This is a genomic window from Streptococcus thoraltensis DSM 12221 (assembly GCF_000380145.1).
GTDB lineage: Bacteria > Bacillota > Bacilli > Lactobacillales > Streptococcaceae > Streptococcus > Streptococcus thoraltensis.
Genome location: NZ_KB904586.1, coordinates 58,683 through 73,890 on the forward strand (window position 1 = coordinate 58,683; position 15,208 = coordinate 73,890).

The window sequence follows — 15,208 nt, forward strand, 5'->3', positions numbered from 1 at the left end:
TAACAAATTTTCACCATAAAAACTATATTTTTTATGAAAATATGTTCTCTGAAACCGAAACTTTCGTCATGCGTTTAGCCTACAAAATTAAGAATCTTAACAAAAGAAAAAGAGAGAAAATCTTCTCTCTTAATAAACTTATTTTGACTTGATGTAATTTTTACCACCAGCTTTCGGACCAACTGCTTGCCCAAAGAAAGCTGCCAAAACAATAATTGTAAGAACATATGGTGCAATTTGAAGATAAACTGTTGGAATTTTTGATAAAAATGGCAACTGATTACCAATAACAGCCAAACTCTGAGAAACACCAAAGAAGAGACTTGATAGCATGGCACCTACTGGGTTCCATTTACCAAAAATCATGGCCGCCAAAGCGATAAATCCAGGACCAAGAATCGTTGTTCCCGCAAAGTTAACTGAGATGGATTGAGCATATACTGCTCCTCCCATTCCCCCAAGAAAACCTGAAATCATGACACCATAATATTTCATACGGTAAACATTAATTCCTAAGGTATCAGCAGCTTGAGGATGTTCCCCTACAGAACGCAAACGAAGACCAAATTTTGTCTTATACAAAATATACCATGAAAGGAATGAAATAATAATAGCTATATAAGCTACCAAACTAGTGCCTTTGAAGAAAATATCGCCAATAATAGGAATTTGCGACAAGACTGGAAAATCAAACTTACCAAATGCTCTGGAAATATTATCTGTCTGTCCTTTTCCATACAATACTTTAACCAAGAAAACAGATAGGGCAGGAGCCATCAAATTAAGTACGGTACCACTAACAATGTGGTCAGCTCGGAAATTAACTGTCGCAACCGCATGAATCAATGAGAATAAAACCCCAACTAGACCACCTACGATTGTTGCAACCCAAGGCGTTGCTTTTCCTAAAACATCTGAAAATCCTAAATTAAATATAATACCAGAGAAAGCACCCATTACCATGATACCTTCCAGACCAACATTGACAACACCAGAACGTTCAGAGAAGGTTCCACCGATACTTGTCAAAATGAGAGGTGTTGCATAAATTAGCATTGAGCTAACCAATAAAGTCAACATTGTCATCAAACTCATGATTAGTTACCACCTTTCACTTGTTTTTTAGGTTTAATGAATCGTTCGATAAGATAATGAGCACCGACAAAAAAGATAATAGAAGCTGTCACAACCTTAACTAGCTCTGGTGGAATACCAGCAATATTCATGCCGGGTGCACCAACGTTAAGGACAGCAAATAAGAAGGCTGCGAAGATAATTCCAATTGGATTGTTTGATGCTAAGAGACTAACCGCCATACCATCGAAACCAATGGCTAGAGAACTACTTTGGACATAGACATTTTCAAATGTTCCCAACCCTTCAACAACACCTCCGAGACCAGCGAGAGCTCCTGAAATAATCATTGACAAGATAATGGTACGTTTAGCCGACATACCCGCATACTCACTTGCATGAGGGTTTAGACCAACTGAACGAATTTCAAAACCAAGAATTGTTTTATTGAGTAAAAACCAGATAACAACAACTGCAATCAATGCAAAGAAAATTCCAATGTTTAAGCGTGAATTATTGGTTAAAGCACCTAGCCAGTGTGACTGATAAGTTGCATTTTGACTAACATAAATCGATGAATCTGTTGTTCTCATAATATCTTTTGAGAAAACACGTTGGATAACAGCATTTCCCCCAAACAAAATGATATAGTTCATCATGATTGTCACGATAACTTCACTAGTACCAAGATAGGCGCGTAAAAAACCAGGAATTGCACCAACAATACCACCAGCTAGAACTGCAATAATGATAGTCATTAAAATCATTATTGGACGTGGTAAGTCGGGATGTGATAGGGCGAACCAGCCTGCGGCAATCCATCCAGCATAGGCTTGACCTGATAGACCAATATTGAAAAAACCTGCTCGACTCGCAACGGTAAATCCAAGAGCGATGAGGACTAAAGGTCCCATGGCTCGGAAAATTTCACCGATATTTTTCACACTGCCAAAGGCAATTTGAAACAAGCCTTCATATCCCCATATAGGATCGTAGCCAGAGATGAGCATGATGATTGCTCCCAAAACCAGTCCCAAAATAACAGAGATAAGCGGAACGGCAATGTGTTGCATTTTTTTAGACATGACTCTCCTCCTTCTCAATAGTACCTCCAGCCATAAGAACACCTAGTTCTTGCTTGCTAGTTGTTGCCGGGGTTACAACACCTTGAATTTTACCATCGTGAATAACAGCAATTCTATCAGATAAGTCCAAAATTTCATCAAGTTCAAAACTGACAACTAAGACTGCTTTGCCATTAGTACGTTCTTCAATGATACGCTTACGAATGTATTCAATAGCTCCAACGTCAAGTCCTCGAGTTGGTTGACTAACAATTAAGAGATCTGGATCGCGATCAATCTCACGAGCAATGATTGCTTTTTGTTGATTTCCTCCCGAAAATCCTCTTGCAGGAACTAATTCACTGGCACCACGAACATCAAACTCAGTCATCAATTTTTGGGCATATTCATTAATTTTGTTGTAATTCAATACACCATTTTTACTTAATGGTTCTTTGTAGTATGTCTGCAAAGCAAAATTCTCAGCCAAGGTCATATCCAATACTAAACCGTCTCTATGGCGGTCTTCAGGAACATGAGCTACACTTAGTTCAGTGATTTTACGAGAAGACATTTTAGTAGCATCTTGTCCTTTAATTGTAATACGACCAGATTTTACCTTACGCAAGCCTGTGATAGCCTGAATTAGCTCACTTTGACCGTTTCCATCGATACCAGCTATTCCAACTACTTCACCTGCTCTTACCTCAAGAGACAGGTCCTTGACAGCTGGAACGCCACGATTTTCATTAACAACCAAACTTTCAATGGACAACACAACGTCACCAGGTACAGATGGTTCTTTAGCTGTCGTAAATGATACTGAACGACCAACCATCATCTCCGCTAGTTCTTGTGAAGTAGTATCGCCAACTTCGACTGTTTCAATACTTTTACCACGACGAATAACAGTTACACGATCAGCTACTGCACGAATTTCATCCAACTTATGAGTAATCAAAATAATTGATTTTCCTTCTTTAGTCAGATTTTTCATGATTACCATCAGCTCAGCAATCTCTGCAGGCGTTAAAACAGCCGTTGGTTCATCAAAAATAAGAATATCAGCACCACGGTACAAGGTTTTTAAGATTTCAACACGTTGTTGAGCTCCGACAGAAATATCAGCAACCTTTGCCTTAGGGTTAACAGCAAGACCATACTGCTCAGATAGCTCCATAATTTCTTTATGAGCCTTCTTCATATCAAGTGATGCGCCTGAAGTGGTTTCATTTCCTAGAATGATGTTTTCAGCAACGGTAAATGCTTCAACGAGCATAAAGTGTTGGTGAACCATTCCGATACCAAGGTGAGATGATTTTGATGGTGAATCGATAGATACAGATTGACCATTAACAACAATCTCCCCACTTGTAGGTTCTAAAAGACCTGCCAACATATTCATCAATGTTGACTTACCCGCTCCATTTTCCCCTAGAAGGGCATGGATTTCGCCTTTTCGCAAATTCAAATTGATGTTATCATTTGCGACAAAATCACCAAAAATTTTGGTAATTCCTCTCATTTCAATGACATTCTGTGCCATAAGGTGTTTCCTTTCAATGGAAGTTATATTTCACTAAAATCAACCATGCTAATGGTGATGGACTTTACTGAGATATAAAATCTCAGTTCAAAAAAAGACGACCGACCAAGGTCGCCCTTTTCAAGACTTATTTTTTAGGTACTTTAATTTCACCTGATTTAATTTGTTCTTTGGCTTTTTCGATTTCTTTAACAGTTGCCTCATCAACATTTGTTGTAGCAATATCTACACCGCCGTCTTTAAGACCATAAACTGTTACATCACCGCCAGGGAACTTGTTATCTTGGGCTTGACCTGAAATAAGTTCAACTGTTTTACCAACTTCTTTAAGTGTAGAAGCTAAAACAAAGTTAGACTCTTTTCCATCTTTTGAAGTGTATTTACCTTCGTCTTTTTGGTCACGGTCAACTCCAATAACCCAAACTTTTTCAGATTCTTTTTTGCCTTCGTTAAGTGATTTTGCTTCACTGAAGACACCAACACCTGTTCCCCCAGCAACTTGGTAGACAATATCTGCGCCACCTGCGTATTGGGCAGCAGCAATGGTTTTACCTTTTGCTGCATCACCAAATGAACCTGCATAGTCTACTTTAATTTCAATCGAATCATCAACTGATTTTACACCTGCTTCAAAACCTTTTTCAAAACGAGTGATAACATCTGATTCCATACCACCTACAAAACCAACTTTTTTAGTTTTAGTTGTTTTAGCAGCAGCAATACCTGCTAAATAAGCAGCTTCGTTATCAGCAAATGTTGCACTTGCAACGTTATCTTTTCCTTCGATGACGTCATCGATGATTACAAAGTTTGTATCTGGATTATCATTAGCAGTCTTTTCGATAGCATCATGAAGAGCAAATCCAATACCAAAAACAAGTTGATAACCACTTGAAATAGCTGTATCTAAGTTATTAGCGTAATCAGATTCACTAGTTGATTGGAAATAGTCAAATCCTTTACCTTTCTTCAAACCATTGTCTTTCCCCCAAGCTTGAAGTCCTTCCCAAGCTGATTGGTTAAATGATTTGTCATCAACACCACCAGTATCAGTTACCATAGCAACTTTAAGTTTAGCATCATCTCCGCCTGATTTTGAACCACCACGATTTCCACATGCAGCAAGAGTAAGCACAGCTACTGATGCAAGACCAATACCAACAATCTTTTTATTCATCTTAATGAATCCTCCTAAAAAATATTGCAACTAAGTTGCGAGCTAATAACCAAAAAGGTCAACAATAAACAGATTAATCTAAATCTGTGAAAGAGTATGGAAGTAACTCTTCGACTGTCATCTCGACTGTCTTACCATTTTGTGAAATTAAGATAACTTTAGAGGTCGGTTCGAAAAACTCAACCATAACTTGACGACAAGCGCCACAAGGCGAAACTGGCTCTTTTGTTGTACCATAAACGGCTATTGCTTCCAGCTCGCGATAACCTTCTGAAACTGCTTTAAAAATAGCTGTACGCTCTCCACAATTACATAATCCAAAACTGATGTTTTCGATATTACATCCTTGAAAAACTTGGCCTGATTTCGTTAAAACAGCCGCTCCAATTGGAAAGTGTGAATAGGGAACATAAGCGTTTTTGCTAGCTTCTTTAGCTAAAGTGATGAGATCAATAGTTTCCATCAGCTAACTCTCCTTGGACAATCGCAACACCAGATGATGTTCCAATTCGAGTAGCTCCCGCTTCAACAAACTGTTTAACATCTTCAAGAGAACGAGTACCACCTGAAGCTTTAACACCAATATCTGGTCCCACTGTGCTACGCATTAGAGCAACATCATGCACATTTGCTCCACCAGTTGAAAATCCAGTTGAGGTTTTGACAAAATCCGCTCCTGCTGAAACTGCAGCCTTACATGCTTTAACTTTTTCATCATCTGATAAAAGACATGTTTCAATGATGACCTTGACAAGCTTATCACCACTTGCTTGGACAACAGCTGCAATATCTGACTCTACTAAATCAAAGTTTCCATCTTTAGCTGCACCAATATTGATAACCATATCAATCTCATCGGCACCATTTTCGATGGCATTTTTAGTTTCAAAAGCTTTTGTGTCACTGGTGTTTGCTCCCAGAGGAAAACCGATTACAGTACAAACTTTAACTGGTGTACTTTTTAATTTTTCACTGGCATACTTGACCCAGGTTGGGTTAACACAAACACTTGCAAATTCATACTCTTTTGCTTCTGCAATAAGTTTATCAACTTGCTCTTGTGTGCTTTCTGGTTTTAATAGAGTGTGGTCAATCAAACGATTTACTTTCATTCTACATATCTCCTAAGATATAATTTTTACAATTTCTTTAGGTTGATTTTCGATCATACCTATTTTAACATTTTTTTTGAATTCTGTAAGCAGATTTTCAGTTAATTTTTGGTTTGAATAGATTTTTGCGACGATTTCGTCCTTGCTAACACTATCACCAACTTTTTTCACGAACACTATACCGCTTTCATAATCCAGAGAGTCGGTTTTTACTGCACGCCCTGCTCCTAATCTCATAGCGAATAATCCAAATTCTAATGCAGGTAATGCTTCGATAAAACCATCCTTGTCTGCTTTTATATCAGTAATAAACTCAGCTGAAGATTGACGGTGTAAATCAGTTAAATCACCACCTTGTGCGGCTACCATTTCTTCAAATTTTGTCAGTGCTTTGCCATTGACCAAGTGGTCGTAAATAGTTTCCAAATCAACGTCTTTTCCAGCTAAGCTGAGCATGATTTGAGCAAGTTCACAGATGAAATGCGTCACATCAGCACGGCCTTGCCCTTTCATAATCTCAAGTGCTTCCAGCACCTCCAAACGATTTCCTATTGCTTGCCCAACTGGTTGACTCATATCAGTAATAACCGCAACCGTTTTACGACCGACAGCCTTTCCTAAGGCAACCATTGTTTCAGCCAATACTTCTGCTTCCTCAATTGTCTTCATGAAAGCACCTTCGCCGACTGTAACATCAAGTAAGATTGCATCTGAACCTGCAGCGATTTTCTTACTCATAACAGAACTTGCAATCAAAGGAATAATATCTACGGTAGCTGTCACATCCCTAAGGGCATAGAGCAATTTATCCGCACGAACCAATTGATCAGATTGTCCGATGACTGATATGCCAATCTCTTGAACTTGCTTGATAAACTCGTCTTGTGATCTTTCAATTTGATAGCCTTTAATAGACTCTAGTTTATCAAGAGTTCCTCCAGTGTGACCCAATCCTCGACCACTCATCTTAGCGACAGGAACATCAAAACTAGCTACTAAAGGCGCCAAAATCAAGGTAACTTTATCTCCTACACCGCCAGTTGAATGTTTGTCTGTCTTGATACCTTCAATAGCGGAGAGATCAATTTGATCACCAGTAGCTACCATAGCCATTGTTAAATCACTAGTTTCACGAGTTGACATCCCTTTGAAGTAAACTGCCATCGCCCATGCTGCCATTTGGTAATCTGGAACTTGACCAGATGCGTAGCCATCAATTAACCAACTAATTTCTTCAGTTGTGAGTTCAAGCCCATCGCGTTTTTTTTGGATTAAATCTACTGCTCTCATTCTTTGACACTCCTTAAAATGTAATAGCCTTTATCCTTTTTCAGAGTGTCAACATTACCAAAGACTTTTTCCATTTTCGCCTTGGCACTCGGAGCACCCTGTTTTTTTTGAATAACAATTGTCAAATCTCCACCTTCATTGAGATGGTCAAAAGATTCTTCCAAAATCGTATGAACAACCTCTTTACCAGCACGGATGGGGGGATTAGAAATGATATGGTCAAAATTTCCAGTGACTTTCTCAAAGATGTTAGACTGATAAATCTCTACGTCTACCTTGTTTGCTTGAGCATTTTCTTTTGCTAAATCAAGCGCACGATTATTAATATCTATCATGGTAGCTTTCACGCCTTGAACTTTAGTTAAGGCAATGCCAAGTGGACCATAGCCACAACCCAGATCCAACAAGCTATCACCAGCTTCAAAGTCCAGTGTGTTTAATAATACTTGACTTCCGAAATCTATCATTTTCTTTGAGAAGACACCTGCATCAGTCTTAAAGCGGAAATTTTTTCCTAAAAGTGTCACTTTCAACTCTTGAATATCATGACTGCTATTAGGATTTTCCTCGTAATACATGTTTGCCATTTTTTCTCTTTTCTATTCGCTTCTGTGTTATTTATTTTATCATAGTTTTTCCTTTTGTACTAGTTTTTTTGAAACTGTTTTCATTTTTCTTTTTTATTGTTATAATGTTGGGCAGGAGTTTATATTATGATTCATGATTTAATCAATTTTAAAAATATTTCTAGACAGGATTGGCAACAACTTCATCGCCATACACCTGCACTACTCACCTCTGAAGAGCTTGAGGCACTCAGAAGTTTAAATGACAAAATTGATTTAGGGGATGTTAAAGATATTTACCTTCCACTAATCAATCTCATCAAGATTTACAAAAAAAGCATTGACGACCTAGCTTTTTCTAAAAGTCTTTTCTTACAAGATGAGCCCAATCAGCGCCCGTTTATTATCGGTGTTTCTGGATCCGTGGCTGTTGGTAAATCCACTACAAGTCGGTTACTACAATTATTATTAAGTCGGACTTATCCAAGAAGCAAAGTAGAATTGGTTACAACTGATGGGTTCTTATTCCCTAATAAGACCTTGATTGATAAAGGAATTCTTAATCGAAAAGGTTTTCCAGAATCATACGACATGCCTCGACTTCTTCACTTTTTGGATAGTGTTAAAAATGGCGGAACAGTTGATATTCCTATTTATTCCCATGAAATTTATGACATTGTCCCCGATCAGACGCTGTCTCTTGCTGCGCCAGATTTCTTAATTGTCGAAGGTATCAATGTTTTTCAGAATCCTCAAAATGAACGCCTTTATATGGCTGATTATTTTGATTTTTCCATTTATATTGATGCAAACGTTGAACATATCGAAGAATGGTATTTGGAGCGTTTCTCACAACTGCTCTTAATTGCTAAAGAAGATAAAGATAACTACTATTACCGTTTCACGCAATTGAGCAATCACGAAGCATTAGATATTGCAAAAACCACATGGAAAAACATCAATCTTCTCAACTTAAAAAATTATATCGAACCATCACGTAATCGCGCAGATATTATCTTGCATAAATCTCACAATCATAAAATCGATGAAATTTACCTCAAAAAGTGATAAAGGCTTGTCAAAGCCATCATTTTCTTATATAATAATAGAGTTAGTAAATATGGAGGTGAATACTTTGGCAAATATTAAATCAGCTATCAAACGCGCTGAACTCAACGTTAAACGTAACGAAAAAAACTCAGCACAAAAATCAGCTATGCGTTCTGCAGTTAAAGCTTTTGAAGCAAATCCAACTGAAGAGCTTTTCCGCGCTGCTTCTTCAAGCATCGATAAAGCAAAATCAAAAGGTTTGATCCATGCAAACAAAGCTAGCCGTGATAAAGCGCGTCTTGCTGCAAAACTTGGTTAATCAATCTAGAATCGAGTCGTCAAATGACGACTCTTTTTGTTTATCTAAAACTTCTATTGCCGACTACAAAAAAACTAAGTACCTAGATAGCACTTAGCTTTCGATTTATAGGCTTTTGCATTAACTTTGATACATGGTCACTTTCGATTTGCTGTACTCATCCTCAATGAAAATCAAAAGCAGACTAGACAACACAGATAGCAGATAGAATTGAAGTTCATCAAATCAAGTCAATAAGGTCTGCTTTTGATTTTCGAAGAGTGTCAAGTACTGTTCTGTGTCTTTTCTGTTCCTTGTTTAAAAGTTAATTCATTTGACTATATAAGAACTTCGAAGATGGTGCCTTTGGGCGAATTATCCTTGACAGAAATTTCTCCTCCAAGAGCATCAACAATTTGTTTAGCCAATGATAACCCCAATCCAAACCCTCCAGACTGTCTTGTTCTCGCCTTGTCAACCCGATAAAATCGATCAAAAATTTTTTGTTTATCATTATCAGATATACCTGGACCGTTATCGGATACTTTTAGTAACAATCGGCGCCCTTTATTTTCTACTGAAATAGCTATGATGCCATCATCATCAGTATATTTTAAAGCATTATCAAATAAGATTGTCACCAACTGCTTCATCAAAGTTTTATCTGATTTTATCGGACGGCTTATCTGATTAGTTGGTTGCAATTTCTTACCGTTTTCTTCGGCAATCAGTTGATAATTATTGAAAATATCATCGAAAAAAGAAGGCGCCAACTCTTCTATTTCAGGATGGATACCATCATCTCTTCTTGCCAGATTCAAAAGATTTGTCGTTAATAGTCTCATGTTTCTAACTTCATCGAGACTTGCCGCTATGTTTTCACTATGGTCCAAAATGGTATCATTTGGCTTCCTAAATAAGTTTTCCAGGCGATTTTGTAGAACTGTAAGTGGTGTTCTTAATTCATGACTGGCGTTTTCAACAAAACTTTTTTGTTTCTCATAGCTGGCAATGATAGGTTTACGACTCCATTTTGCCAAATAAACACTAGTGATAACAGATATGAACCAAAAAATCATCATAACTGTCACCACTACTTTGACATAGCGATCGTAGGCTTCATCTAATTGCCTTGTACTGGCTAAAAAGCTGATATATTTAGCTTGAGGATAGGCAGGTTCTGAGATTTCTAGGGTAACACTACGATAGTTTTCAGGATGTCCATAAGCGTTTAAAAGTTTGCGCTTAACAATGGTATTTAACTGTGATTTTTTCAAAGTCACTTTTGAAAATTTAGAATAGGCATCAAGCGTATTTAGGATATTTCCATATTTGTCATAAACAATCACATCTAATGCCGCTACTAAATTATCATCAGGCTTAATTTTAATAGGATCAATCGTAATATCAATACCATTTTCAACTGACGTAAAAGAGTAGGTACGCAACATGGTCATATCAATATAAGTTGAAGTGACATTTCTAGCCTGCTTTAAACTACTATCCGTTGATGAATACAGCCCAAGACGCATAATCTGAAGGATTATAATCGTCATGATAAAGAAAATCGCTGTGAAAACGGCTGTGAAATGAATAAATGGACTAAAATTGTCCGAATGTATTTTTTGTTGTATATATTTATGCATCTTTTAAAATGTAGCCAACACTTCTTAGCGTTTGTAAGTTTTCTGCAAAGCTTGTGCCTTTTAATTTTTTACGAATTTTTGAAACGTAAACTTCAACAACTGAAATGGTGGTATCACTGTCAAAACCCCAAAGGCGATCAAAAATTTGTGTTTTAGGTAAAATAACGTTTTGATTTTGTAGGAAATACATTAATAACTCAAATTCTTTTCCTAAAAGTTCTACATTTTCCCCATTAACGGTAACACTATTGATAGAAGTGTCAACACTAATATCTCCGTAGACAAGTGTATTGTTTGTTAGCTTCCCAGAACGTTTCAACAGTGCCTGAATGCGCATTTTCAACTCTTCAAGATAAAATGGTTTTGTTAAATAATCATCAGCACCTAGCTCAAACCCATGACCTTTATCATCTAGACTTTCTTTAGCTGTCATGATGAGAACTGGCGTTGTGATTCCTTTTTCTCGCAGTTCTTTCAAAACCTGAAAGCCATTCTTTTCAGGAAGCATGAGGTCTAATAAGATAAGATCATAAACACCAGATTCGGCTTCGTAAAGACCTTCGTCCCCATCGAAAACTTGCATCACATCCGCAAAATCATCCAGAAAATCAAACACTGAATTGGATAAACTCAAGTCATCTTCAACCAAGAGTAATTTTATCATAAAGCATTTCTCCTTTGTCCTTACATTATACCTAAATATTACTAGCTAAGCCACCTAATAAGTCATTAGTCACGACAAACACATGAAAGTTTTTTAGCATGAAAAAGAAGTTTTCTAAATTTCAATATTTCAATTTTCTTGAGATAAGTATCATCTTTACTATAATTCAGAAATATCTGTTTCATGCGTATGGCGTGAGTCATTAATAATGATATGTCACTATTATTCTAACATTTTCATTATTATAATTTAGTATGCTTAACTAAAGCTAAAGTCTCTTCATTTACCCCATTTTGGTTTATAAAAAACGAATCCAACATCAGGATTTCACTGTGTTAGATCCGCTTCTTAGTTAGATAGACTGAGTTTGACTTATTGCAAAAGAGCGTTTGAAATTGCTTCTTTCTCTTTACTGATTAGATCAAGTCGAGCTGAGATTTCTTTTATTCCCATAGTGATATTACGGCTAATTGCCATGTCATCTAACTGAGGTTCAAAGAACGCTTTATATTCCTCAAAGGCTTCTGCTGTTTTGAATAAGTGAGAAGGAATAATGACAAAAGCATCGAAACTCATATCACCACCAAGAACTGCTTTTATCCAGTCCCAGTTATCTTTTGACCAATTCCATACTGTAGCTTGGCTGAATCTGTGACTTAAAAGAGCACCGTACCAAGATGACAAATCTTGTGGTTTGATGACATCTTTATCTTTTAAGAAACCTAAAATAGTTGAAAGATTTTCGTCACTCTTAGTATTGGCAATAGCTTGAGACAATTGACGTTTGAAGGTTCCATCATTGGTATTAACGTAATAGTCAATATATTCTTTTAAAAGTTCAGCGGTTTCAGCCGATTTGAATTCATTGACTAGTAGTACCGTACGAATGGATGCAGGAATTTTCTCTAAATCATCGCGATACTGTCCAAATAATCGACTAGCTTCCACTGTTACTTCTGTATCACGCGCTTCAATCAACTGTGCTAAAACTAATTGACGAACCATTTCGTCCTCATCAGTTTCTCCTGGTTTTGGAAGGAAGCCTAAGCGTTCAAATTTATCATGGAAAATCCGACGAATCAAGTCGTGTTTCGCAGCCTCTTCTTCACTGTTTTCATTAATAAACTTATCAAGACCGTTCAAAACAGAATTGATTGCAGAGATAACCATGTATGAGTCTGCTTTTGCTAATCGTTCGATGAGAGGAACTAACTCAGCATAAGAAATTTTGCCACCTTCAGCTAATAAACGACGTTCTTCGGTTACTTGCAGTTGACTTGTAGCATCTAAACCATTCAAATCATTAAGAACTGCCTCTAAAACTTGACCTTTATAATTTGAAATATAATGAGCTGTATTCTCAGTATTTAAACGAAGGGCGCCCTCGTTTTGCGCAGCTAATTGGCTATAATTTGGAATGACTAGGCGTGCTTCAGTCAGTGTATCTGGGAGACCAGTCCAATTGCTGTTAAGCGGAACCTGCCATAAACGACCAACTTTTTCACCTTCACCGATAAAGAATTGTTCTTGACTGAGAACTAAGTTATCATCTTCAACAGATACTGTCACAACTGGGTAACCTGGTTGCTCAAGCCAAGAATTCATAAAGCCAGCAACATCCTTACCAGAAGCATCTGATAGGGCTCTCCATAAGTCATAACCTATTGTATTTTGATACTGATGTTTCTTAAAGTAGGCATTTAAACCAGCTGCAAAGGCATCATCACCAAGCCAACGACGCAACATGTGCATGAGACGACTACCTTTTGCGTAGACAATAGCCGAATCAAACAGGGTATTGATTTCATCTGGGTGACTTACTTCGACGTGTACTGATTGAACACCATCGGTTGCATCACGCTTGAGGGCATGTGGTACACCATTTGTTTGGAAATCTTCAAAAATATTCCATGAGGGTTCAATAGCATCAATAGAAACGTATTCCATCATGTTGGCAAAACTTTCGTTTAACCATAAATCATCCCACCATTTCATGGTTACAAGGTTACCGAACCATTGGTGAGCCAGCTCATGGGCAACGACAAGGGCAACCTGTTGACGACTTGCTACCGTAGAATTTTCATCCACCAAAAGGTAAACTTCACGGTAAGTAACAAGTCCCCAGTTCTCCATAGCTCCTGCGGAGAAATCAGGAAGCGCTAGATGGTATGACAATGGAATTGGGTAAGCTACGCCAAAATAATCTTCATAGAAGTCAATGACGCGAACAGCAATATCCAGTGCGAAATCAAGTGATTTTAAAGGATGGGCTTTGGTTGAAAAGACTCCTACTTCAGTACCATTTTTAGATTTTTGTGTTTTTCCTTGCAAGTCCCCAAAACCGAAAGCCAACAAATAAGAAGACATTCTTGGTGTTGTTTCAAAGCTCCAGACACCTGTTTCTTGACGAAGTTCTGGATTTGACTCAGGCATGTTAGAAAGGGCAATCTCCCCTTCTTCTTGGTCAAATTTTAATGATAAATCAAATGTCGCTTTCGCCTCAGGTTCGTCAATACATGGGAAAGCTTCTCGAGCAAAATGACTTTCAAACTGTGTTGAAATAACTTCTTTTTTCACACCATTTTCAGTGTAATAAGAAGGGTAAATACCAGTCATGTTGTCAGTGATTTTACCCGAAAATTCAATGACAAGCGTCATAATACCTGTATCAGGTGAGTCAATACGGACACATTCGTTTTCGTGGTCAACCTCAAAAGTAAGTGTTTCATTATCTAGTTTTACAGATTCGATGTGCAACTCTTTTTGATGCAAGGCAATCTGATTGTCTAGTGCTTCTCCTGTGATAGCAACATTACCTGAAAATTGTTTTTCCTGACGATTTAAATCAAGAAATAGATTATAGTTTTCTGGAATAAACGTTTCAATCAAGTGCTCAACTACTTTCATAATACTCCTTAATATTAGCTGGGAATTTCCCTAAGTAACTTTTTAATTGGTTAGATTATCCCTCAGGATTAATCATAACAAGCAAATAAAAAGAAAAGGATGTTGAATCCAACACCCTTAATTATATCATAAAGTGATTTATAATTCGATAATCTTGCCAGTTTTAAGGTAGACTACCCACTCACAAATATTGCGAGCATAATCACCAATACGCTCTAAATACATGAGAACTTGGAAATATTCTTTACCAGCAAAAGCTGCTTCAGGGTTTTCCCTAATACTTTCTACCGCTTGATGCTGAATCTCTCTGAAATACTCATCAATTTCTTCGTCTTTAACAGCAACTTCACGTGCAGTGGCTTCATCACCACTGATATAAGCATTGAGAGCATCTTCTAACATGCGTTTAACAGCCTTGCCCATCTTGCTAATTTCTGCTTCTACTTGAGGAACACGCTCTTCACCCTTCATTCGGATGGTTGCTTTAGCAATAGATGAAGCATGGTCACCCATACGCTCAACGTCGTTAGAAGCTTTTAAAACAGTAATAACCGTTCGTAAGTCTTGTGAGACTGGATGTTGCAAGGCAATGATTTCAAGTGATTTTTTTTCAAGTTTTGTTTCATAATTGTTAACCACTTCATCTTCATCAATCACTTCTTGAGCTAAGTCACGGTCATGGCTAACAAAAGCACGAACACTTTTATTAATCTGCGCCAAGACTTCTGTTCCCATAGCATAAAATTGATTGTGTAGTTTATCTAATTCTTCTTCAAATTGTGTACGTAACATAGGCTACCTCTTTCATTGATTT

Annotated in this window: 14 protein-coding genes; 2 read left to right on the forward strand and 12 right to left on the reverse strand. The window is 37.4% G+C overall.

Going from position 1 to position 15,208, the window contains the following annotated elements; genetic code table 11:
* Nucleotides 1-138: 138 nt before the first annotated feature.
* From A3IA_RS0100275 to A3IA_RS0100310, 8 genes are all read right to left on the reverse strand, one after another.
* Nucleotides 139-1,095, reverse strand: coding sequence for an ABC transporter permease (locus tag A3IA_RS0100275; protein WP_018379364.1), 957 nt, complete (start codon nucleotides 1,093-1,095; stop codon nucleotides 139-141).
* A gap of 2 nt (nucleotides 1,096-1,097) precedes the next feature.
* Nucleotides 1,098-2,159 carry an ABC transporter permease gene (locus A3IA_RS0100280; protein ID WP_018379365.1) on the reverse strand — a complete coding sequence of 354 codons (1,062 nt, stop codon included), beginning with the start codon at nucleotides 2,157-2,159 and terminating at the stop codon, nucleotides 1,098-1,100.
* Nucleotides 2,152-3,684, reverse strand: a complete 1,533-nt coding sequence (locus A3IA_RS0100285) for an ABC transporter ATP-binding protein (RefSeq protein WP_018379366.1) — start codon at nucleotides 3,682-3,684, stop codon at nucleotides 2,152-2,154. The genes A3IA_RS0100280 and A3IA_RS0100285 overlap by 8 nt, the downstream gene beginning before the upstream one ends.
* A 127-nt stretch (nucleotides 3,685-3,811) precedes the next feature.
* Nucleotides 3,812-4,861, reverse strand: a complete 1,050-nt coding sequence (locus A3IA_RS0100290; protein WP_018379367.1) for a BMP family lipoprotein — start codon at nucleotides 4,859-4,861, stop codon at nucleotides 3,812-3,814.
* Nucleotides 4,862-4,934: 73 nt separating this feature from the next.
* Nucleotides 4,935-5,324 (reverse strand): cytidine deaminase, encoded by a 390-nt coding sequence (locus tag A3IA_RS0100295; protein ID WP_018379368.1) that lies wholly within the window; start codon nucleotides 5,322-5,324, stop codon nucleotides 4,935-4,937.
* Entirely contained in the window at nucleotides 5,311-5,973 is a 663-nt protein-coding gene (deoC, locus tag A3IA_RS0100300; RefSeq protein WP_018379369.1) for a deoxyribose-phosphate aldolase, read from the reverse strand. Before deoC ends, A3IA_RS0100295 begins: the two co-directional genes overlap by 14 nt.
* Before the next feature lie 12 nt (nucleotides 5,974-5,985).
* On the reverse strand, nucleotides 5,986-7,263 hold the full coding sequence (locus A3IA_RS0100305) for a pyrimidine-nucleoside phosphorylase (protein WP_018379370.1): 1,278 nt from the start codon (nucleotides 7,261-7,263) through the stop codon (nucleotides 5,986-5,988).
* Nucleotides 7,260-7,850 carry a class I SAM-dependent methyltransferase gene (locus A3IA_RS0100310; RefSeq protein ID WP_018379371.1) on the reverse strand — a complete coding sequence of 197 codons (591 nt, stop codon included), beginning with the start codon at nucleotides 7,848-7,850 and terminating at the stop codon, nucleotides 7,260-7,262. The genes A3IA_RS0100305 and A3IA_RS0100310 overlap by 4 nt, the downstream gene beginning before the upstream one ends.
* Nucleotides 7,851-7,976: 126 nt before the next feature.
* Here A3IA_RS0100310 and coaA point away from each other — a divergent pair, with 126 nt between their 5' ends.
* On the forward strand, nucleotides 7,977-8,897 hold the full coding sequence (gene coaA, locus A3IA_RS0100315; protein ID WP_018379372.1) for a type I pantothenate kinase: 921 nt from the start codon (nucleotides 7,977-7,979) through the stop codon (nucleotides 8,895-8,897).
* 52 nt (nucleotides 8,898-8,949) lie between these two features.
* On the forward strand, nucleotides 8,950-9,198 hold the full coding sequence (gene rpsT, locus A3IA_RS0100320) for a 30S ribosomal protein S20 (protein ID WP_018379373.1): 249 nt from the start codon (nucleotides 8,950-8,952) through the stop codon (nucleotides 9,196-9,198).
* 317 nt (nucleotides 9,199-9,515) lie between these two features.
* Here rpsT and A3IA_RS0100325 read toward each other — a convergent pair whose 3' ends face one another.
* From A3IA_RS0100325 to phoU, 4 genes are all read right to left on the reverse strand, one after another.
* Nucleotides 9,516-10,823, reverse strand: coding sequence for a sensor histidine kinase (locus A3IA_RS0100325; protein ID WP_018379374.1), 1,308 nt, complete (start codon nucleotides 10,821-10,823; stop codon nucleotides 9,516-9,518).
* On the reverse strand, nucleotides 10,816-11,487 hold the full coding sequence (locus tag A3IA_RS0100330) for a response regulator transcription factor (RefSeq protein WP_018379375.1): 672 nt from the start codon (nucleotides 11,485-11,487) through the stop codon (nucleotides 10,816-10,818). The genes A3IA_RS0100325 and A3IA_RS0100330 overlap by 8 nt, the downstream gene beginning before the upstream one ends.
* Before the next feature lie 372 nt (nucleotides 11,488-11,859).
* The gene (locus A3IA_RS0100335; protein ID WP_018379376.1) at nucleotides 11,860-14,394 is read right to left on the reverse strand and encodes a M1 family metallopeptidase; all 2,535 of its coding nucleotides are present in this window, start codon (nucleotides 14,392-14,394) and stop codon (nucleotides 11,860-11,862) included.
* Nucleotides 14,395-14,532: 138 nt separating this feature from the next.
* Nucleotides 14,533-15,186, reverse strand: a complete 654-nt coding sequence (gene phoU, locus A3IA_RS0100340) for a phosphate signaling complex protein PhoU (protein ID WP_018379377.1) — start codon at nucleotides 15,184-15,186, stop codon at nucleotides 14,533-14,535.
* Nucleotides 15,187-15,208 lie beyond the last annotated feature (22 nt).

Bases quoted from the DNA above. Each gene is read 5' to 3' on its own strand.
- A3IA_RS0100325 (WP_018379374.1), bottom strand. From the start codon at position 10,823: ATGCATAAATATATACAACAAAAAATACATTCGGACAATTTTAGTCCA.
- A3IA_RS0100335 (WP_018379376.1), bottom strand. From the start codon at position 14,394: ATGAAAGTAGTTGAGCACTTGATTGAAACGTTTATTCCAGAAAACTAT.
- rpsT (WP_018379373.1), top strand. From the start codon at position 8,950: ATGGAGGTGAATACTTTGGCAAATATTAAATCAGCTATCAAACGCGCT.
- coaA (WP_018379372.1), top strand. From the start codon at position 7,977: ATGATTCATGATTTAATCAATTTTAAAAATATTTCTAGACAGGATTGG.
- phoU (WP_018379377.1), bottom strand. From the start codon at position 15,186: ATGTTACGTACACAATTTGAAGAAGAATTAGATAAACTACACAATCAA.
- A3IA_RS0100285 (WP_018379366.1), bottom strand. From the start codon at position 3,684: ATGGCACAGAATGTCATTGAAATGAGAGGAATTACCAAAATTTTTGGT.
- A3IA_RS0100305 (WP_018379370.1), bottom strand. From the start codon at position 7,263: ATGAGAGCAGTAGATTTAATCCAAAAAAAACGCGATGGGCTTGAACTC.
- A3IA_RS0100280 (WP_018379365.1), bottom strand. From the start codon at position 2,159: ATGTCTAAAAAAATGCAACACATTGCCGTTCCGCTTATCTCTGTTATT.
- A3IA_RS0100290 (WP_018379367.1), bottom strand. From the start codon at position 4,861: ATGAATAAAAAGATTGTTGGTATTGGTCTTGCATCAGTAGCTGTGCTT.
- A3IA_RS0100275 (WP_018379364.1), bottom strand. From the start codon at position 1,095: ATGAGTTTGATGACAATGTTGACTTTATTGGTTAGCTCAATGCTAATT.
- deoC (WP_018379369.1), bottom strand. From the start codon at position 5,973: ATGAAAGTAAATCGTTTGATTGACCACACTCTATTAAAACCAGAAAGC.
- A3IA_RS0100295 (WP_018379368.1), bottom strand. From the start codon at position 5,324: ATGGAAACTATTGATCTCATCACTTTAGCTAAAGAAGCTAGCAAAAAC.
- A3IA_RS0100330 (WP_018379375.1), bottom strand. From the start codon at position 11,487: ATGATAAAATTACTCTTGGTTGAAGATGACTTGAGTTTATCCAATTCA.
- A3IA_RS0100310 (WP_018379371.1), bottom strand. From the start codon at position 7,850: ATGGCAAACATGTATTACGAGGAAAATCCTAATAGCAGTCATGATATT.